General features: G+C 72.7%; 16 protein-coding genes. 9 read left to right on the forward strand and 7 right to left on the reverse strand.

Annotated elements, in window-relative coordinates; genetic code table 11:
• Nucleotides 1–52 precede the first annotated feature (52 nt).
• From F6J85_RS00770 to F6J85_RS00780, 3 genes are read right to left on the reverse strand one after another with little or no spacing between them, the layout of a single operon-like run.
• Nucleotides 53–868, reverse strand: a complete 816-nt coding sequence (locus F6J85_RS00770; protein ID WP_150923425.1) for an energy-coupling factor transporter transmembrane component T — start codon at nt 866–868, stop codon at nt 53–55.
• Entirely contained in the window at nt 865–2,601 is a 1,737-nt protein-coding gene (locus F6J85_RS00775; RefSeq protein WP_238707016.1) for an ABC transporter ATP-binding protein, read from the reverse strand. Before F6J85_RS00775 ends, F6J85_RS00770 begins: the two co-directional genes overlap by 4 nt.
• Nucleotides 2,598–3,152 (reverse strand): ECF transporter S component, encoded by a 555-nt coding sequence (locus tag F6J85_RS00780; RefSeq protein WP_150923426.1) that lies wholly within the window; start codon nt 3,150–3,152, stop codon nt 2,598–2,600. The genes F6J85_RS00775 and F6J85_RS00780 overlap by 4 nt, the downstream gene beginning before the upstream one ends.
• A gap of 160 nt (nt 3,153–3,312) precedes the next feature.
• On the opposite strand from F6J85_RS00780, the gene F6J85_RS00785 reads away from it, so the two are divergent.
• Nucleotides 3,313–6,891 carry a S8 family serine peptidase gene (locus F6J85_RS00785; protein ID WP_191906694.1) on the forward strand — a complete coding sequence of 1,193 codons (3,579 nt, stop codon included), beginning with the start codon at nt 3,313–3,315 and terminating at the stop codon, nt 6,889–6,891.
• A 99-nt stretch (nt 6,892–6,990) separates the two neighbouring features.
• On the opposite strand, the gene F6J85_RS00790 is transcribed toward F6J85_RS00785, so the two are convergent.
• Both F6J85_RS00790 and F6J85_RS00795 read right to left on the reverse strand, forming a co-directional pair.
• Nucleotides 6,991–8,229: an RNA polymerase sigma factor gene (locus F6J85_RS00790; RefSeq protein WP_238707017.1), complete on the reverse strand. Its 1,239-nt coding sequence runs from the start codon at nt 8,227–8,229 to the stop codon at nt 6,991–6,993.
• A 4-nt stretch (nt 8,230–8,233) separates the two neighbouring features.
• Nucleotides 8,234–8,593: a YciI family protein gene (locus F6J85_RS00795; protein ID WP_150923429.1), complete on the reverse strand. Its 360-nt coding sequence runs from the start codon at nt 8,591–8,593 to the stop codon at nt 8,234–8,236.
• A gap of 194 nt (nt 8,594–8,787) precedes the next feature.
• Here F6J85_RS00795 and F6J85_RS00800 point away from each other — a divergent pair, with 194 nt between their 5' ends.
• Together F6J85_RS00800 and nhaA are read left to right on the forward strand one after the other, a co-directional pair.
• Nucleotides 8,788–9,981, forward strand: a complete 1,194-nt coding sequence (locus tag F6J85_RS00800; RefSeq protein WP_150923430.1) for an MFS transporter — start codon at nt 8,788–8,790, stop codon at nt 9,979–9,981.
• Nucleotides 9,982–10,117: 136 nt separating this feature from the next.
• Nucleotides 10,118–11,482, forward strand: coding sequence for a Na+/H+ antiporter NhaA (nhaA, locus tag F6J85_RS00805; RefSeq protein WP_150923431.1), 1,365 nt, complete (start codon nt 10,118–10,120; stop codon nt 11,480–11,482).
• Nucleotides 11,483–11,485: 3 nt separating this feature from the next.
• Here nhaA and F6J85_RS00810 read toward each other — a convergent pair whose 3' ends face one another.
• Nucleotides 11,486–11,824, reverse strand: a complete 339-nt coding sequence (locus tag F6J85_RS00810; RefSeq protein ID WP_150923432.1) for a GNAT family N-acetyltransferase — start codon at nt 11,822–11,824, stop codon at nt 11,486–11,488.
• 201 nt (nt 11,825–12,025) lie between these two features.
• Here F6J85_RS00810 and F6J85_RS00815 point away from each other — a divergent pair, with 201 nt between their 5' ends.
• From F6J85_RS00815 to F6J85_RS00840, 6 genes are read left to right on the forward strand one after another with little or no spacing between them, the layout of a single operon-like run.
• On the forward strand, nt 12,026–14,314 hold the full coding sequence (locus F6J85_RS00815; RefSeq protein WP_150923433.1) for a carbon starvation CstA family protein: 2,289 nt from the start codon (nt 12,026–12,028) through the stop codon (nt 14,312–14,314).
• A 13-nt stretch (nt 14,315–14,327) separates the two neighbouring features.
• Nucleotides 14,328–14,567, forward strand: a complete 240-nt coding sequence (locus F6J85_RS00820; protein ID WP_150923434.1) for a YbdD/YjiX family protein — start codon at nt 14,328–14,330, stop codon at nt 14,565–14,567.
• A gap of 13 nt (nt 14,568–14,580) precedes the next feature.
• Nucleotides 14,581–15,759, forward strand: coding sequence for a sensor histidine kinase (locus F6J85_RS00825; protein ID WP_150923435.1), 1,179 nt, complete (start codon nt 14,581–14,583; stop codon nt 15,757–15,759).
• A complete protein-coding gene (locus tag F6J85_RS00830; protein ID WP_150923436.1) occupies nt 15,756–16,520 on the forward strand; it encodes a LytR/AlgR family response regulator transcription factor in 765 nt (254 codons plus the stop codon). The genes F6J85_RS00825 and F6J85_RS00830 overlap by 4 nt, the downstream gene beginning before the upstream one ends.
• Nucleotides 16,517–16,903, forward strand: a complete 387-nt coding sequence (locus F6J85_RS00835) for a heavy metal transporter (protein WP_150923437.1) — start codon at nt 16,517–16,519, stop codon at nt 16,901–16,903. The genes F6J85_RS00830 and F6J85_RS00835 overlap by 4 nt, the downstream gene beginning before the upstream one ends.
• Complete coding sequence (locus tag F6J85_RS00840; RefSeq protein ID WP_150923438.1) at nt 16,900–18,354, forward strand: sodium/solute symporter; 1,455 nt, start codon at nt 16,900–16,902, stop codon at nt 18,352–18,354. Before F6J85_RS00835 ends, F6J85_RS00840 begins: the two co-directional genes overlap by 4 nt.
• 8 nt (nt 18,355–18,362) lie before the next feature.
• Here F6J85_RS00840 and F6J85_RS00845 read toward each other — a convergent pair whose 3' ends face one another.
• Complete coding sequence (locus F6J85_RS00845) at nt 18,363–19,088, reverse strand: hypothetical protein (protein WP_150923439.1); 726 nt, start codon at nt 19,086–19,088, stop codon at nt 18,363–18,365.
• Nucleotides 19,089–19,225: the final 137 nt, after the last annotated feature.

Here is a 19,225-nt window from a genome sequence, read left to right on the forward strand (position 1 = left end):
GCATCGGGCCGATTCTAGGGAATGCCGCCCGCCATCAGGGCAGGATGCGCCGTCAGGCGCTCCATGCCGCCCGCACCGCCCAGAACAGTGCGAAGGTGACCGCCCAGAACATCGCGACGAACACGGCGTCGCGGGTGCGGAAGGGCACGACGTGGCGTTCGGTGCGCTCGGGGTACGCGCCGAACGCGCGTGCATCCATCGCGAGGGCCACGCGCTCGGCGTGACGGATCGCGCTCGCCAGGAGAGGCACCATGTACCCGATCCATCGCGCGACGGCGGCGAAGGGGCCGCGGCCGCCGTGGGCCCCGCGGACGCGATGGGCCTGGCGGATGACGTCGAGCTCGTACCCGAAGCGCGGCACGAAACGGAACGCGGCCAGGGCGGTGTACCCGATCCGGTACGGCACGCGCAGCTGCTGGACGAGGGCGCGGACGAGGTCGGGCCCCGTCGTGGTCATCCCGCCGATGAGGGCGAGGACGAGGATGGCGGCCAGCCGCAGAGCGGTGGAGAACCCGCTCTCCAGCGCGCCGGCGTACCAGGTCCACCCGCCCAGCTGCACCAGCGCCGCGGTGTCGTCGACGCGGCTCGCATCCGTCCACAGGGAGAACGTCAGGCCGACGGCGACCACCCCCAGGGGCACGACGACGCCCAGCGCGATGCCCAGGCGTCGCGTCCAGGGCGCGCCCACCAGCAGCACGGTGCACCCGAGCGCGAGGAAGGCGAGCGGTGTGACGAGGTCACGCGCGAACAGCAGCAGCACGATCGCCGGCAGCGGCGCCGCGAGCTTGGCGAGCGGGTTCAGGTGCGACAGGAAGCGCAGCCGGCCGGCGGCGAGGGGGGCGGCGTACGGGTCCGCGCGCGCGCTCATCCGGTCGCGCCCGGAAGGTCGGCGAGCCGCGCGACGGTGGACAGCTCCGGATGCTGCGGCAGTGCGTGCAGCGCGACCCGCAGCGGCGGCGGCCGCAGGCCTGCCCGGGCGATGAGGGCGTCGTCGGCGAACACGTCGGCGGTGGGCGCCGAGGCCAGCACGCGGCCTCCGGCGAGGACGACGGCGTGCTCGGCGTGATCGGCCACGAGCTGCATGTCGTGCGTGACCACGACGATCGTCGTGCCCTCGCGGCGCAGGTCGTCCAGCAGCGTCAGCAGCTCGTCGGCCCGCGCGCGATCCTGCCCGAAGGTGGGCTCGTCGAGCACGAGGATGCGGGCGCCGCCCACGAGCGCGGTGCCCACCGACAGCCGCCGCTTCTGCCCGCCGGAGAGCAGGAAGGGGTGCGTGCCGGCGTAGCGGGTGAGACCGAATCGCTCCAGGATCTCGCCCGTGCGCGCCCGGACGACGTCGTCGGCCAGCCGCTGCATCCGCAGTCCGTGGGCGATCTCGTCGAACACGGTGTGCGCGATGAACTGGTGCTCGGGGTTCTGGAAGACGAAGCCGACGCGCCGCGACAGGGTGCGGGCGTCGGCGGAGTGCACGTCGAGTCCGTCGACCCGCACCGTTCCCCGCGGCGGACGGAGCACACCCGCGACGGCCTGCACGAGCGTCGTCTTTCCGGCGCCGTTGGCTCCCACGACCGCGACGAACGCGCCCGCCGCGACGTCGAGGTCGACGGCGTCCAGGACGGTCGTGCGGGCGGTGCCCCGTCCACGGGTCAGGGTGAGCCCGCGCACCCGCACGATCGGTTCACCGACGGATGCGGTCGGCCCGTCTTCCGCCGGCGTCACCGGCGCCGCCGCCGGGACCGGCGCGCGCTCGAGCGCGGCGCGCAGTTCGGCCGGCGTGAGGGGGAGCGGATCGATGTCGTACCCCGCGCGGCGCAGCCGCAGCGCGGCCAGGAGCGAGGTCGGCAGCCACACCCCGATCGCCTGCAGCTCCTCCGCGCGACCGCGCAGCACGTCGTCGACGGGACCGTCGGCGACCAGCCGCCCCGCTCCGTCGAGCACCACCACCCGGTCGACCAGGCCGACGGCGGCGTCGAGGTTGTGCTCGACGAGCACGATCGCGCGGTCGCCGGCGGCGACCACGTCGGCCAGCGCGGCGTACACCTCCTCGATTCCCGAGGGGTCGAGGTTGGCGGTGGGCTCGTCGAGTACGAGCAGGGGCGAGCCCATCGCGAGGGCCGCCGCGATCGCGAGGCGCTGCCGTCCTCCGCCCGAGAGCAGGTCGGGGTTCTCGCCCCGCCGCTCCCACAGGCCCACGCGGCGCAGGGCGGCCTCGGCCCGCGCGAGGACGACGTCCACCGGCAGCAGCAGGTTCTCCGGGCCGAAGGCGACCTCGTCGAGCACCGTCCCGGTGACGATCTGCGCGTCCGGGTCCTGGAACACCATCCCCACGCGCGTGCTGAGCGTGGCCACCGGAGTGGTCGCCGCATCCATGCCGGCCACCTCGATCGAGCCGGTCACCGTCGCGGCCACGGCATGCGGGATGAGGCCGTTCAGTGCGAGCGCGAGGGTGGACTTGCCCGAGCCGCTGGGCCCGAGCAGCAGCACGACCTCGCCGGGGGCGACGTCGAACGCGACGTGTGCCGGGGTGGCGACCTCGGCCCCCTCGTGGGTGATCGCCACGTCGCGAACCCGCAGGAGCGGCGCGCCGGAGATTCCGGTCACCGCCGCGTCGCGGTGCGGGCGACGCCGGCGCGGCGCAGGCCCGCGCCGACCGCGAGTCCGACGGCGGTCCACGCGACGGGTCCGAGCAGGAACAGGGCCACGAAGGCCACCTGCACCCACACCGGGAAGGCGGCGACGTCGAACGCGAACCACATCGGCACGGCCAGCAGCAGGCCGGTCACCGCTGCCGAGAGGAAGAAGCGCCACGGCTCCCAGTGGCGGTAGCGGGTGAGCGCGGCGACCCCCTCCTGCACGCCGCCGAAGACGACGGCGGCGAGGATGTACCCGGCGAGCATGGTCGGGGCGATGGCCGATCCCACGATCGCGGCGATCGCGTGCGTGATGAGGGCGACCCACGGCTGGCGCAGCATCTCCTGCGCGATGACGCCGGGCAGGGCGTGGAAGCCCAGCACGAGGCCGTACAGGGCGACGGCGCTCACGGCGGTGATGGCGTGCAGCACCGCCCATCCGGCCGAGAGCAGCCCGGTTGCGACGCCGATCGCCGCGCATATCAGCAGGACGCGCGTGGGGAGTCGGGATGCCGCGGCCACGCGTTCAGCGTACCCCCGGCGTCTGAGAGCCCGCCCGAGCCGGCGGCGATATTCATGCCGGAGGACCATTGGCTGGGATTGCCCTGTGAGCTATGTTTGTGCGACGCGTGGCAGAGGCGTCGCGCACTTCGCTCGATACATCCCCCGTCTGGAGCGCATTATGGGTCGACCCCTGCGTTCGGTCGCGGTCGTGGCGGTTGCCGCGCTCCTGACCGGCCTGTCCGCCACCGCCGGTTATGGCGCCGTCGCGGCAGGGGAGGTGACCAGTCCCGTTCCGTTCGACTCCCCCGGCGGTCAGTACATCGTGCTGCTGGAGGAGGCGCCGGCGGCGACCTACGACGGCGGTGTCTCCGACCTGCGGGCGACGCAGCCCGACGAGGGCGACAAGCTCGACGCGCGCGCCCCCGAGGTGCAGGAGTACACCGAGTTCCTCGACGGCCGTCAGCAGGAGGTCGCCGCAGAGGTCGGGGCCGACCGCGAGTACTCGTACACGTTGGCGGCCAACGGCTTCAGCGCCCAGCTGAGCGCAAAGCAGGCGGCGAAGCTCGCGGCCACGGAGGGCGTGGCCGCGGTGGTTCCCGACGAGATCCGCCACCCCGACGCGGTCCCCTCCACCGAGTTCCTCGGGCTCGAAGGCGACGGCGGCGTGTGGGAAGCGGTCGGTGGGCCGGATGCAGCGGGCGCCGGCACGGTCGTCGGCGTCATCGACACCGGCATCGCGCCGGAGCATCCGTCGTTCGCAGGCGAGCCCCTGGGCACCTCGCCCGGCGCGGAGCCGTACCTCGACGGCAACGAGGTCGTCTTCGCCAAGGGCGACGGCACGACGTTCCGCAGCGAGCGCGTGACCGGCGACGAGTGGGACGCCGGGGACTACTCCACCAAGCTCATCGGCGCGAAGTACTTCAGCTCGGGGGCCGCGGCGGCAGGCTACGACTTCTCCGCCGACGTGCTCTCCCCGCGTGACGGGGACGGCCACGGATCGCACACCGCCGGCACTGCCGCCGGCAACCACGCCATCGCCGCGAGCGTCGAGGGCATCGACTTCGAGGAGATCTCCGGGGTGGCGCCGGGGGCGAAGGTCGCCTCCTACAAGGCCTGCTACGCCGGGCCCGACCCGCTGGACAACACCGACGACATCTGCGCCCTGAGCGACCTGCTCGCCGCCATCAACGCGGCCGTGAGCGACGGCGTCGACGTCATCAACTACTCCATCGGGGGCGGCGCGGCCACCACGACCCTCGCCACCGAAGACCGTGCGTTCTTCAACGCTGCCGCCGCGGGGATCTTCGTCTCCGTCAGCGCCGGCAACGACGGCCCCGGCGCCGCGACCGCCGACCACGCATCGCCGTGGTACACCACGGTCGCCGCATCCACCGTCCCCACCTACGAGGGCACGGTGCAGCTGCCCAACGGCTTCGAGGCCGCCGGCGCATCCGTGTCCGTGCCGGTCGGTGAGGAGATCACCGGTCCGGTGGTCTACGCCGGCGACATCGTCGCGGACGGCGCCGATCCGGCCCAGGCCGCGCTGTGCTACATCGGCGCGCTCGACCCGGCGGAGGCCGCGGGGAAGATCGTCGTGTGCGACCGCGGCGAGAACGCCCGCATCGAGAAGTCGCAGGCCGTGGAGGAGGCGGGCGGGATCGGCATGATCCTCGTCAACGTCACGCCGTCCTCGCTCGACAACGACTTCCACTCGGTGCCGACGGTGCACATCGCCGACACCTTCCGTGCCGCGCTGCTGGAGTACGTGCGGAACACCCCGGATGCCACGGCCACCCTGATCGGCGAGAACGTCACGGGCGTGGAGACCCCGACCCCGGTGGTCGCGGGCTTCTCCAGCCGCGGGCCGATGCTCGCCGACGGCAGCGACATCCTCAAGCCCGACATCACCGCACCCGGCGTGGCGATCCTCGCGGCGACCCAGAACCGCGCCGGCGAAGACCCGACGTTCGGTTTCAAGTCGGGCACGTCGATGTCGGCCCCGCACGTCGCCGGGCTCGCCGCGCTGTATCTGGGCGAGCGTCCGAACGCGACGCCGGCCGAGATCAAGTCGGCGATGATGACCACCGCGTACGACACCGTGAACGACGACGGCTCCACGGCCACCGATCCGTTCGCGCAGGGCGCCGGACACGTCGACCCCACCCGGTTCTTCGAGCCCGGGCTGCTCTACCTCAACGGGTCGGCGGACTGGGCGGCGTTCCTGCAGGGCAAAGGCCTCCAGGACTTCGGGGTCGAACCGATCGACGGCAGCGACTTGAACCTCGCCTCCATTGCGATCGGATCGCTCTCCACGCCCCAGACGGTGACGCGCACCGTGACCGCCACGCAGGCGGGTACCTTCACCGCATCCATCGACGTCCCTGGCATCGATGCGGTGGTCGAGCCGGCGTCGCTGACCTTCGGCGCGGCGGGGGAGACCCGGTCGTACACGGTGACGTTCACGCGTGCCGATGCCGCCGCCGAGGAGTGGACGAGCGGACGGCTGACCTGGACGAGCGGCGACACCACCGTGCGCTCGCCCATCGTCATCCAGCCCGTGACGGCGGATGCTCCGGCCGAGGTGTCGGGCACCGGCATCACCGGCAGCACCGACGTCACGATCACGCCGGGGATCACGGGCGAGCTGCCGGTGAACCTCAGCGGCCTGGCGCCGATGACGCTCCTGGCCGATCCCGACAACCCCGTGGAAGGTCACACGGGTGACGAGAACTCCGGTGCCGACAACGACGGATATGTCACCTGGATCGTCGAGGTGCCCGAGGGCACCGCGCTGTCGCGGTTCACGCTGGACTCCTCCGACGACGAGACCAGCGACCTCGACCTGGCCGTGTACCGCGTCGTCAGTCCTGACGACCTCCGCTACTACCAGGTGTGGCAGTCGGCGACGGGTGCGGCGGACGAGCAGGTGACGCTGCAGAACCCGACGGCGGGCACGTACCTCATCGAGACGAACGTGTTCTCCTTCACCGACCCGTTCACGTGGGACCTGTGGCACGGCAACGTGCCGGCCGAAGGCGGCGAGGGGTCGCTGACGGCGACCCCGAACCCGATCCCCGCCGAACAGGGGGTCGAGACGACCTACGCCCTGTCGTGGTCGGGTCTGCAGCCGCAGACGCGGTACCTCGGCGTCGCGCAGTACGGCGACTCGGCGGTGCGCACGGTGCTGACGGTGGAATCGGGCCAGGCGCCGCCGGCGGCGACCGAGGCGCCCACGATCTCGGGCGACCCGCGTGTGGGCAAGAAGCTCACCGCGACGCCGGGGACCTGGGAGCCGGCCGACGTCGAGGTCGCTTACCAGTGGCTGCGCGACGGCCAGCCCATCGAGGGCGCCACCGCGCAGACGTACAAGGTGACCAAGGCCGACGTGGGCACCACCCTTTCGGTGCGGGTCACGGCGACAGCCGCCGGCAACCCCACGCCCGGGGTGGCCGACAGCGCCGGGGTCTTCGTGAAGTTCACGTCGCAGACCAAGGTCACCCTCAACCGCTACGTGGGCACGTCGTCCCATGACTACGCCGTCACCGTCGCCGTCACCCCCTCCGGCGGTGAAGCGGCGACCGGCGAGGTGGACGTGTGGGTGAACGGACGGTCCTACACCGGCGTGCTCGCCGAGGGCACCGTGACCATCCCGCTGCCCCCGCAGTCGCGGGGCGTCAAGGTCGTGATCGCGCAGTACGGCGGCAGTGACACCGTCGCGTCGTCCACGGGGGTGAGCGGATTCATCGTGCTCCGCTGATCCCCAGCATCGAGGGCGTCCGGGCTTCGGCTCGGGCGCCCTCGCGCGTGAGCCCCGCACGCGCACGGAAACCGAGGAGATCCCGGAAACGGGGAGTGCTCACTCCAGCGCGTCCAGCCTGCGCTGCAGCCCCGCTCGCTCCGCGGCGTTGTCGGTGAGCCCGATGGCCGTGCGGTAGGCCTGCCGCGCCTCCTCGGAGCGGCCCGCCCGGCGAAGGAGATCGGCGTGCGCGGCGGCCACGTAGGGGTAGATCTGCGCGATCGGGTCGGCGATCAGCGGGGCGAGCGCCTGCAGCCCTGCCTCGGGTCCGTCGCGGAACCCGACCGCGACCGCGCGGTTCAAGGCGACCACGGGCGAGGGCCACTGCTGAGCGAGGAGATCGTAGAGGTCGACGATCTCCGCCCAGTCGGTGCTCTCCCAGTCCCCGGCCTGTGCGTGCACCGCCGCGATCGCCGCCTCGAGTCCGTAGCGCGTGGGGACGGTCCGAAGGCTCCGGCGCACGAGCGCCGCGCCCTCCGCGATCATCGGACGGTCCCATCGCGACCGGTCCTGTTCGGGCAGGGCCACCGGCTCGCCCGTGGCCGCCACGCGCGTGGGCCGCCGCGCCGTCGTGAGCAGCATCAGCGCGAGCATCGCCGCCACCCGGGCGTCGTGCGGCATCAGGTCATGCACGAGCCGGGCCAGCCGGAGCGCGGTGTCGGCCAGATCGTCGCGCACCGCGGATGCTCCGGAGGGTGCCGCGTGCCCGGTCGTGAAGACGAGGTAGACGACCTGGAGCAGGGCGTCCAGCCGCTCCGGCAGCCGGTCGTCGTCCGGGATGCGGAAGGGGATGCGCGCGATGGCGATCTTCTTCTTGGCCCGCGTGATGCGCGCCGCCATCGTCGCCTGCGGCACGAGGAAGGCGCGGGCCACCTCCGCCGTGGACAGGCCGCAGACCAGACGGAGCGTGAGCGCGACCTGCGCGGGGCGCTCCAGCGCCGGGTGGCAGCACGTCAGCATCAGCCGCAGCCGGTCATCGTCCACGCCCGTCCCCGCCCGCTCGCCCGGGTCGCCGTGGATCGCATCCTCGTCCATCACGAGCAGCGGCAGGAGGCGGGCCGCTCGTCCCCTGCGGCGGAGCGCGTCGAGCGCGTGATTGCGCGCGACCGTCGTGAGCCACGCCCCCGGCCGGTCGGGGACGCCGTGCGCCGCCCAGCGCGTCAGGGCGGACGTGAACGCCTCCTGCGCGCAGTCCTCCGCCAGATCGAGGTCGCGCGTGACACGCACGACGGCCGCCACCACGGCGGGCCACTCCTGGCGGTACGCCGCCGTCACCGTGTCGGCGACGGCGGCGGGCACGGACTCACGTGACATCGAGGACGGGCCGGATCTCTACGCCCGCGGAATACGGCGCTGCCGTCTCGGGGAGCAGGGAGGCCAGCTCGATCGCGGCATCCAGGTCGGGCGCGTCGACCAGGTAGTAGCCGCCGACCACCTCCTTCGTCTCCAGGAAAGGTCCGTCGGTGACCTCCGGTCGTCCGCCCCCGCGCGAGCGCACCGTGGTCGCGGTGCTGGCCGGAGCCAGCTCGTGCCCCGCGATGATCGCTCCGGCCGCGGTCTGCGCGAACCGGCGGTGGCCGTCGTCGATGCGGCGGCGCTCGGCGGGAGGAATGTCCTCCCAGCTCGCCCGGTCGCCGGTGATCAGCAGCATGTACGTCGCCATTTCACTCTCCTCAGCCGTCGTGCGGACACGAAAGGGAGTCCGCTCACTTCACCGACGAATCGGGATCCGCCCGAATCGACAGGATCACCGCCTCTTCCGAGTGTGCGCCCGATGCCCGGCGGCTGTCGATCCACGGTGGCCCGCGAACGTCGTCCTTCCAGGGCAGGAGTGGCGGACACGGGAAGGAGTGCACGATGACCCATCGCGAACGGCTGGGAGGGGTCGTGGCCGGGACGGCGAAGGGGGCGTGGCCGGCCCGCGCGGTCTTCTTCCTGAACGGCCTCGTGTGCGCGAGCTACATCGCCTCGCTTCCGGCGCTGAAGGGGGCGTTCCGACTGGACGACGGTGCGCTGGGCGGGGTCAGCTTCGCCTTCGCCTTCGCCGCGCTCGTGGGAATGCAGGCGACGGGTCGCCTGACCGCGGTCGTGGGCGCCGGAATCGTACTGCGGGTGGCGCTCGTGGCCCTGCCGCTGCTGCTGATCGCGCTCCCCTCGGCTCGCGGCTTCGGGGGTCTTCTCGTGGCGGTGAGCGCTTTCGGTGCCGTGCACGGTGCGGCGGATGCGGCGATGAACGTCTACGCCGTCGGCATCGAACGCACGCACGGCCGGCGTCTGGTGAGCTCGTGCCACGCCGCGTGGAGCGCGAGCGCGGTGGTCGCTTCGCTGGCGATGGCGGTGACCACTGCGGTCGGGCTGGACCTTCGCGTGCGCACCGCTGCGGTGGCGGCGATCGCCCTCGGCGGCGCGGTGTTCGTCGCCTCCACCCTGACGGCGGGTCGTCCCGCCCGCCCACGGCGCCCCGGCATCCGGACACGGCAGCGTGGGCGGTGGCCGCGGTCCATGTTCCTCCTGAGTCCTGCCGGGACGGCGCTCATGGTGTGCGAAGGGGGTGCGCTGGCGTGGGGTGCGGTCATGCTCCACGACGGGCGCGGCGCCTCGCTCGCCCTGAGCGTGGCGGCGGTCACGGGCTTCGCCGTCGGCCAGACCGCGGGGCGGCTGGCGGGGGACCGCCTCGCCCACCGGTACGGGCCGCGAGCCGTCTTCCTCGCGGCGGGGGCTCTCGGGGCCTGCGGTCTCGCCGCTGCGGTGCTGCTGCCGGAACCCGCCCTCGCCGTGGCGGGCTTCGCCGTGGCCGGGCTGGGCATGTCGGCTCTGCTGCCGTTGCTCTTCAGCACGGTCGGGCGCGCCGCCTCCGATGACGTGACCGCGGGCGTGCTCGTCACCCGCTTCACCGGCTTCGCCTATGCGGGGATCCTGCTCGGACCCGCCGTGATCGGGGCCGCCGCAGGATGGGTCGGGATCGTCGTCACGATGGCGACGCTTGTTCCGGTGCTGGTCGCGGTGACCGTCGTGGCGGGGCGGGCGATGAGCCGCCTCCCGCGCACGTGACTCCGCCCGCGGAGGCGCGCTCCGCCCGGGGAGCGCTTTCCGCGGCGGCGCGCGCGGGCCGTGGTCGCGATAGGCTGGGGATGGCGCGTCGGGAAGTCTGGTCGACACTTCTTCCGTCGACTCCCAGGGATTCCTCGTGACTCGTACCCCGCCCGTCCGCACCCCCGCCTGGCCCGGCTACGCCGAGGTCCGGCGCGTGACCGCGCTCCTGCGCACCGAGGCCGTCGGCGGTGGCCTGCTCGTGCTGGCCGCCGTGATCGCCATCGTGTGGGCCAATTCGCCCGCTGCCGACGGGTATTTCGCATTGCGCGACCTGCGCATCGGGTACGAGCCGTGGCATCTGGAGCTGAGCCTCGGGGCGTGGGCGGCAGACGGCCTGCTCGCGGTGTTCTTCTTCCTCGTCGGGCTCGAGCTCAAGCGGGAGATCGTGGTCGGCGACCTGCGTCGTTTCCGCACCGCCATCGTCCCGGTGACCGCCGCCGTGGGCGGCGTGGTCGTGCCGGCGCTCATCTACATCGCGATCGTGGGTCCGCAGTCCTCCCTTGCGCAGGGGTGGGCCATCCCGACCGCGACCGACATCGCCTTCGCGGTGGCCGTGCTGGCCCTCGTGGGGTCGCACCTGCCCAGCCCGCTGCGGATCTTCCTGCTGACCCTGGCCGTCGTGGACGACCTCATCGCCATCGCGATCATCGCGATCTTCTACACGAGCGAGATCCAGGTGGTCCCGCTCGTGATCGCTGCGGCGGTCATCGCCGTCTACGGGGTCATCGCCCAGCGCTATCGCGCGCTGTTCGCGGGCCGGCCGCTCGCGGCGTGGCTCGTCCTGCTGCCCATCGGGTTCGTCGCGTGGGCGTTCCTCCACGCCTCCGGGGTGCACGCGACCATCGCCGGGGTCGCCCTGGCCTTCACGATCCCGGTGCGGGCGTCGCGGCGGGATCGGGGTGCGGGCTCGCGCCACGACCTGGCGGAGGAGTTCGAGCACCGCTTCCGCCCCCTGTCGTCGGGATTCGCGGTGCCGGTGTTCGCGTTCTTCGCCGCCGGCGTCTCCATCGGTGGCGTCGACGGGATCGTGCGCGCGGCCACCGACCCCGTCACCATCGGCATCGTGGCGGCTCTCGTGCTGGGAAAGCCCATCGGCATCCTGCTGGCGGTGCGCCTGATCACCCTCGTCGGCCGCATCCGTCTGGACCCGGCCCTCCGCTGGGTCGATCTGCTCGGCGTGGGCCTCCTCGCCGGGATCGGCTTCACCGTCTCGCTCCTGATCGCAGAGCTCAGCTTCGGCGAGGGATCGCTCCACAACGGCGACGCCAAGATCGCGATCATGCTCGCCTCGGTGCTCGCGTCGCTCTTGGCCTCGAGCATCCTGCTGGTGCGCAACCGCCGGTACCGCCGCATCCACGAGGCCGAGGAGATCGACGACGACGGCGACGGGGTGCCCGACGTCTATCAGACGCCGCTCCCGGAGAAGCGGAAGCGCGCGCCCCGCCGCGACAAGAGGTAGCGGTCAGCCGGAGCTCTCCGACGGGGCCGCCGCCTCCTCTGGGTCATCGTCCGCCCAGTCCACGATGAGCCCGGCGACCTCGTTCTCGCGCAGGTAGTGCGTCACGAACGGGCACGTCGGCCGGACGGCCTCGCCCCGGCGGGCCAGATCCGCGAGGGCCTCGGCGACGAGCGTCGTTCCGAGTCCCTGCCCCTTGAAGTCCGGGTCGATCTGGGTGTGCGGCAGGTTCACCGCGCCTTCCTCGGACGGCTCGAGGACGAGGAATCCGCCGAGGCGGTCCCCCACGTGGATCTCGTAGCGCGACTGCTCGTCGTTGCGGGTCACGGTCATGTCGTCGGTCATCGGATGTCCTTCCGGTCGCTGTCCCCAACGTAGGCGGCGCCCCGGGTGTTCCGCCATCCGCCGGTGGCGGAAGAGCGGCGGGCGGGATGCCGTTCACCGCACGGATGCTGCCGCTCGGCGCACCGCGTGCCGCCCGGGCGGCACGCCACGGGCGGGATCCGTAGCCTCGTCGGGTCCGCAACGACGCGCCCGAGGAGAACCATGTCCGCATCCCCCGTCGGATCCGACCGTCCCCCCGTCGACGACGCCATCCCGACCGATCCCTCGCTTCCCCCGGTGGCGGTGCCGGCCGATGAGCTCCGCACCCGGTGGACCTGGCCGAAGATCGCACTGTGGGTGGCCATCGGGCTGCTCGGCGGTGTCGCCTGGACGATGCTCGCCCTCGTGCGGGGTGAGACCGTCAACGCCATCTGGTTCGTCTTCGCGGCCGTCTGCACGTACCTGATCGGCTACCGCTTCTACTCCAAGGTCATCGAGCGCTACATCGTGCGCCCCGACGACCGCCGGGCCACCCCCGCCGAGCGCAAGCAGGACGGCAAGGACTACGTCCCCACCGACCGTCGCGTGCTCTACGGCCACCACTTCGCCGCCATCGCCGGCGCCGGGCCGCTGGTCGGGCCGGTGCTGGCCGCGCAGATGGGGTACCTCCCCGGCACGATCTGGATCATCGTCGGCGTCGTGCTCGCCGGCGCCGTGCAGGACTACCTCGTCCTGTTCTTCTCGATGCGCCGCGGCGGCCGCACGATCGGGCAGATGGCCCGTCAGGAGCTCGGCCGGATCGGCGGCACGGCGGCGATCATCGCGAGCCTGCTGATCATGCTCATCATCGTCGCGATCCTCGCCCTCGTCGTGGTCAACGCCCTCGGCGAGAGCCCGTGGGGCGTGTTCAGCGTGTCGATGACCATCCCGATCGCGCTGTTCATGGGGTGCTACCTGCGCTGGATCCGCCCGGGGCGGATCACCGAGATCTCCCTCATCGGCTTCGTGCTGCTGATCGGCGCGATCATCGCCGGCGGCTGGGTCGCCTCCACCGAGTGGGGCGCGGCGATCTTCACGCTGGACCGCACGACGATCGCGTGGGGCATCATCATCTACGGCTTCGTCGCCGCGGTGCTGCCGGTGTGGCTGCTGCTGGCCCCCCGCGACTACCTGTCGACGTTCATGAAGATCGGCGTCATCGTCATGCTCGCCGGCGCGATCATCCTGGTGCGTCCCGAGATCGAGGTGCCCGCGTTCAGTGAATTCGCCGGTGGCGAGCTCGGCCCGGTGTTCACCGGCCCGATCTTCCCGTTCCTGTTCGTCACGATCGCGTGCGGGGCGCTGTCGGGGTTCCACGCGCTCATCGCGTCGGGGACCACGCCGAAGCTGCTCGAGAAGGAGCGTCAGTCGCGTTTCATCGGCTACGGCGGGATGCTGATGGAATCGTTCGTCGCGATCATGGCGCTCGTGGCGGCGCTCTCGATCGACCGTGGCATCTACTTCGCGATGAACTCCTCCGCCGCCGCGACCCTCGGCACCGTGGAGGGCGCCGTCGCGTTCGTGAACGGCCTGGGCCTGGCCGGGGTGAACCTCACGCCCGACATGCTGACCTCGGCAGCCGCCGCCGTCGGCGAGGAGACGATCGTGTCGCGCACCGGCGGCGCTCCCACCCTCGCGCTGGGACTGGCGAACATCATGCAGGCAGCCCTGGGCGGACCGGCGCTGGCAGCGTTCTGGTACCACTTCGCGATCATGTTCGAGGCGCTGTTCATCCTGACCGCCGTGGATGCCGGTACCCGCGTCGCGCGCTTCATGCTGCAGGACTCCCTCGGCACGTTCCTGCCGCGCTTCCGCGACGTGTCGTGGCGGCCGGGGGTCTGGATCTGCACCGCCATCATGGTGGCGGGATGGGGGTCGATCCTGATCCTGGGCGTGACCGATCCGCTGGGCGGCATCAACACGTTCTTCCCCCTGTTCGGCATCGCCAACCAGCTGCTGGCCGCCATCGCGCTGGCCGTCGTGATGGCGATCGTGGCCAAGCGGGGACGCAGCTACGCGAAGTGGCTGTGGATCGTCGCCGTGCCGCTGGCGTTCGCCTCGGTCGTGACGATCACCGCGTCGATGTACAAGATCTTCTCGCCGGTGCCGGCGGTGGGGTACTGGGCGAACAACGCCGCCTTCCGTGCCGCGCTGGACGATGGGCTCACCGAGTTCGGGACGGCGACCAGCCGCGAGGCCATGGAGGCGGTCGTGCGCAACACCGCCGTGCAGGGCACTCTGTCGATCATCTTCGTGACCCTCGCGATTCTCGTCATCGCGATCGCGGTGGGGGTCACGATCGTCGCGGTGCGGCGGGGTGGCGGCGAGAACACGGAGGACCCGCCGGTTCCGTCGCGCCGCTTCGCCCCCGCGGGCTTCCTCGCCACCAAGGCCGAGCGCGAGATCGAGAAGGAGTGGGAGGCGCTGCCCGGCCGCGACCGGGCCGACCGTACGTCGCCCGCTCACTCGTGACGGGACGACGGACATGACCTCTTCGGATGCTCCGGCCCCCGCCGCGTGGTGGGTGCGCGTGCGCGAGCCCCTCGCCAGGACGGGCCGGAGCATCCGGTGGTACGTCACGACCCTGATGGGCGACCGGGCCTACGACACCTACGTCGCACACCTGCGCGTCCACCATCCCGCGCAGCAGCCGATGACTGAGCGGGAGTTCTGGCGCGACCGGCTCGACCAGCAGGATCGCAACCCGGGGGCGCGGTGCTGCTGACTAGGCTCTGAGGATGCCGGACGCCGCGCTGCTGGGAGGGGCGGTCGGCGTCGTCGCAGGCGTGCTGCTGACCCTCGCCCTCGTCTTCGCCCGGCGGCTCGGGCGCGCCTCCCGCGACCTCGGCAGCGACGCCGAGCGGGCCACGCACCGCACGCTGCACGTGGCCGCGCAGGCCGCTGCCGCACTGCGGGGCGGTCGCGCCGAGCCCGACACCCACCGCGCCGTGCGACACCTGCGGACGCTGCTGGGCGGCTCGGCGGTCGCGATCGTCGGCCCCGGCGACGCCGTTGCGCTGGACGGCGCGGACGACCTCGCCCCGGCCGCCCGGCGTGTGGCCGCACGCGTGCGCGAGACCGGGCGGCGCCAGGTGTTCCCGCATCCGGAGGGGTCGGCACCGGATGCGGTGGGGGCCCCGATCGTCGTGGACGGGGCGGTGTGGGGGGTCGTGGTGGCATTCGCCTCGCCGGTGCGCGGTCCCCTCGTGCGGGCGGCGGGGGATGTCGCCGGCTGGTGCGCCGCGCAGCTGGCGCTGGGGGAGCTGGATGCCTCGCGCACGGCGCTCGCCGAGGCGGAGCTGCGGGCGCTGCGTGCGCAGATCAGTCCGCACTTCATCTACAACGCCCTGACGGCGATCGCGTCGTTCATCTCCACCGACCCGCCCCGTGCGCGCGACCTCGTGCTGGAGTTCGCCGACTTCACGCGGTACTCCTTCCGCCGGCAGGGGGAGTTCACCACCCTCGCCGAGGAGCTGCGCAGCATCCACTCGTACCTGGAGCTCGAGCGCGCCCGCTTCGGCGACCGCCTCACGGTGCGGCTGCGCATCGCGCCGGAGACGCTCACGACCGTCATCCCGTTCCTCTCGGTGCAGCCGCTCGTGGAGAACGCCGTGCGGCACGGGCTGGAGCCCGGCGAGGAGGGCGGGGTCATCACACTGGCCTCGCTGGATGACGGCACGCACACCGAGATCACCGTGGAGGACGACGGGGCCGGGATGGATCCCGCGCAGCTGGCCGAGCTGCTCGACGGCGAAGCGGCCTCGGCGCATGTGGGCCTGCGCAACGTCGACACGCGACTGCGCCAGCTCTACGGCAGCGGCGGCGGACTGGTGGTGGAGACCAACGTCGGCGCGGGTACCTTGGTGCGCATGCGCGTGCCCAAGTCGCAGCCGCTGCACGACACGGGGCCGGCGTGAGCCTGGACGTGCTCGTCGCCGACGACGAGCCGCCCGCCCTGCACGACCTGGCCGCTCTGCTGCGCGCCGATGACCGCGTGGGCGTCGTGCGCACCGCGCGCAACGGAGCCGAGGCGCTGCGGATCCTGGAGACCGGCGTCGTGCAGGCCGCCTTCCTCGACATCCACATGCCGGGGATGAGCGGTTTCGACCTCGCCCGCGCGTTCGCCCGGCTGCGGGCGCGACCGGCGATCGTGTTCGTCACCGCGGACGACGCCGGCGCGGTGGCGGCGTTCGACCTGGATGCCGTGGACTACGTGCTCAAGCCGGTGCGCGTCGAGCGCCTGAAGCGAGCGATCGGCCGGGCCGTGGAGGCCGCCGCGGAGGCGGCCGGCGGCGCGCGTGCGGGCGGGCCCGAAGCCGCGGCGACCGAGGGGGATGCCGAGACCATCCCGGTGACGGTGGGGTCGACCACGCGGATGGTGCGCCGCAGTGACGTGCGGTGGGTGCAGGCGCAGGGCGACTACTCGAGGCTGCGGACCGCCGGCGGCGACCACCTCGTGCGCGTCCCCCTCTCGGAGCTGGCCGAGCGCTGGGCGCACGCGGGCTTCATCCGTGTGCACCGGTCGTACCTCGTCCACCGTGACGCCATCGTCGAAGTGCGCCTGTCGGGCCCGGCGCCCACGGTGGGGCTGGCCGAGATCGAGCTCCCCGTCAGCCGCCGGCTCGTGCCGGCCGTGCGCGAGGCGCTGCTCCCGCGCCCCGGCCGGGGGCAGGTGTGAGCGGCGAGCGGCCGCCCGCGCGGGTGCGGGTCACCGCATCCGCCGCCCGCCACGTTCCGCGGACGGCGACGCGCGGCATCGCGCTGCCCGGCTCGCGCACCGACGAGGCCGACGCCGTCTTCTCTCGCGGGCTCGTGCGCGCGCAGCTGCGGCTGGCGTCGGCGTGCCTGCTCGGATTCCTCGTGGTCGCCGGAGCGCTCACCGGCGCGCTGTTCCTGTTGCCGGCGGTCGCCGATCCGGTGGTGTGGGGCGTGCCGGTGTCGTGGTTGCTGCACGCGTACGGCTTCTATCCCGTGATCCTGGCATTCGCGGTCGTGTACGCCCGCGGCGCGTCGCGCAACGAACGGCGGTACCGCGCACTGGTCGAGCCGGAGCACGGGTGAACCCGGCGCTGGATCTGGCCGCCGTCGGGCTGCTGATCCTCGTGACCGCCGTGCTCGGATTCGCCGGCATCCGCCTCTCCCGCACCACGAGCGACTTCTTCGTCGCCTCGCGCAGCGTCCGGTCGGTGTGGAACGCGTCGGCCATCAGCGGGGAGTACCTCTCGGCCGGCACCTTCCTGGGTCTGGCCGGACTCGTGCTGCTCGCGGGCGCGGAGGGGTTCTGGTTCCCCGTCGGGTACGCGGCCGGTTACCTGCTCGTGCTGCTGTTCGTGGCCGCACCGCTGCGCCGCAGCGGCGCGTACACGATCCCCGACTTCGTCCAGGCCCGCCTGGAATCGATCGGCGCGCGGCGCGTGACGAGCATCGTCGTGCTCGTCATCGGGTGGCTGTACATCGTGCCGCAGCTGCACGGGGCCGCCATCACCCTGGGCGTCGTCGCCGATCTCCCGCCCTGGGTGGGCGCGGTGCTCGTGGCGGTGCTGGTGGCCGGGATCGTCGCGGCCGGCGGGATGCGGGCGATCACCGCGGTGCAGGCGTTCCAGTACTGGCTCAAGCTCACCGCCCTGCTGGTGCCCGCCGTCTTCCTGCTCGTGGCCCTGTCCGGAGGCGGCTACGAGATCGACCCGCACGTGGTGTTCCCGCTCGAGCGGGGTCCGGCCGCCGCCGACGCCTACGCCACCGCATCCCTCATGGTGGCGCTGCTGCTCGGCACGATCGGCCTGCCGCACGTGCTCGTGCGCTTCTACACCAGCCCGGAGGGCGGGTCGGCGCGGCGCACGACCGTGCTGGTGATCGCGATGATCGGTGTGTTCTACGCCGTGTCGTCGACGATGGGCCTCATCGCCCGTGTGGTCGCGCCCGACCTGGCGCGGCCCGGGCTCGCGGACGCCGTCGTCCTGCTGCTCCCCTCCCGCGTCTTCCCCGGCCCGGTGGGCGAGCTGCTCACGGCGCTCATCGTGGCCGGGGCCTTCGCCGCCTTCCTGGCGACCTCGTCGGGGCTCGTCGTCTCGCTCGCCGGCGTCGTCAGCCAGGACCTGTTCGGTGGCACGGTGCGCTCGTTCCGGCTGTCGGCGGTGCTGTGCACGGCGGTTCCGCTCGCTGTGGCTCTCGTGGCCGTGCCGGAGGGGCTGGTCTCCACCGTGGGCCTCGTGTTCGTCTTCGCCGCGTCGAGCCTGTCGCCGGTGCTGCTGCTGGGGGTGTGGTGGCGGGGCCTCACCGCACGCGGCGCGGTGGCCGGCATGGTCGTGGGCGCGATCTCGTGCGGCGGAGCGCTCATCGGCGGAGCGCTCGCGCGGAACGCGGGGGAGTGGGCGGTGGTGTTCAGTCAGCCGGCGGCGTGGACCATCCCGCTGAGCACCGCCGTCATCGTCGTGGTGTCGCTCCTGGACCGGCGCGGCGCGCCGCCGCGGACCGAGCGCTTCCTCGCGCGCCTGCACACGCCGGAATCCTGAGAGCGCGCCTACCCCGACGCGGGCAGCTGCGTCACCGCGAAGCGCGCGGTCGGTTGCACCGACAGGTCGACGGCGATCTCCTGCGTGATCCCGGCGGCCGGGTCGACGAGGGTCGCCGGGTCGATGTCGGCTGTGACGGAGTAGACCGCCGGATAGATGAGGAAGCTCATCGTCGCCGCAGCCGGGTCGTCGACCTGGGTCACGGTCGCTCCCGGGACCGCGAACGACACGAGTTTCATCTCGATCCGGCTGACTTCCGCGGTGACCATCAGGTCAGTGGTCAGCGAGTCGGCCAACTGCCATTCACCCGCCTCGGCGTTCCAGGCGACGGTGAGCACCGATTTCTCCTGCTGTCCGGCCAGCTCGTACTGGAACGACACGTTGCGCGTGTCCTCGTCGCCGGTGGTGTCGGCCTCGATCGTCACGTTCTCGATGCGCTGGGCCCCGGCCAGCACGGCGTCGGTGCGCAGCGTGTCGGCGTCGACATCCGGCAACTGCGGGTCGCCGATGGCCGCCGCGTCGAGCTGCCGCGCCGTGGTGGCGTCGCCGGCCGCGATGGCGTCGAGGTACTCCAGGACGACCTCGGTGGGGTCGGGCCGCGGCGGCTCGGATGCGGCGCACGCCGTGGTCGCAAGGAGCAGACCGGCGACGGCCATCGCCGCCGGCACACGGGACCGTCGCGAACCCGAAGGCCGCTCGCGCCGCGGTCGGGTCTGTTCCGGGTTCGCGGTCACGGCGTTCCTCCTTGGGCAGGCCGCTTCCTGCGCGCGGCGACGATGATGACGGTGATGCCGTCCGCACGGACGTCCTCCCCCGTCGGCGCTCCCGTGCGCCACGCGTAAATCTAGCGGTCCTCGTCCGCCCCCTCCGA

The organism is Microbacterium lushaniae (assembly GCF_008727775.1).
Classification (GTDB): Bacteria; Actinomycetota; Actinomycetes; order Actinomycetales; family Microbacteriaceae; genus Microbacterium; species Microbacterium lushaniae.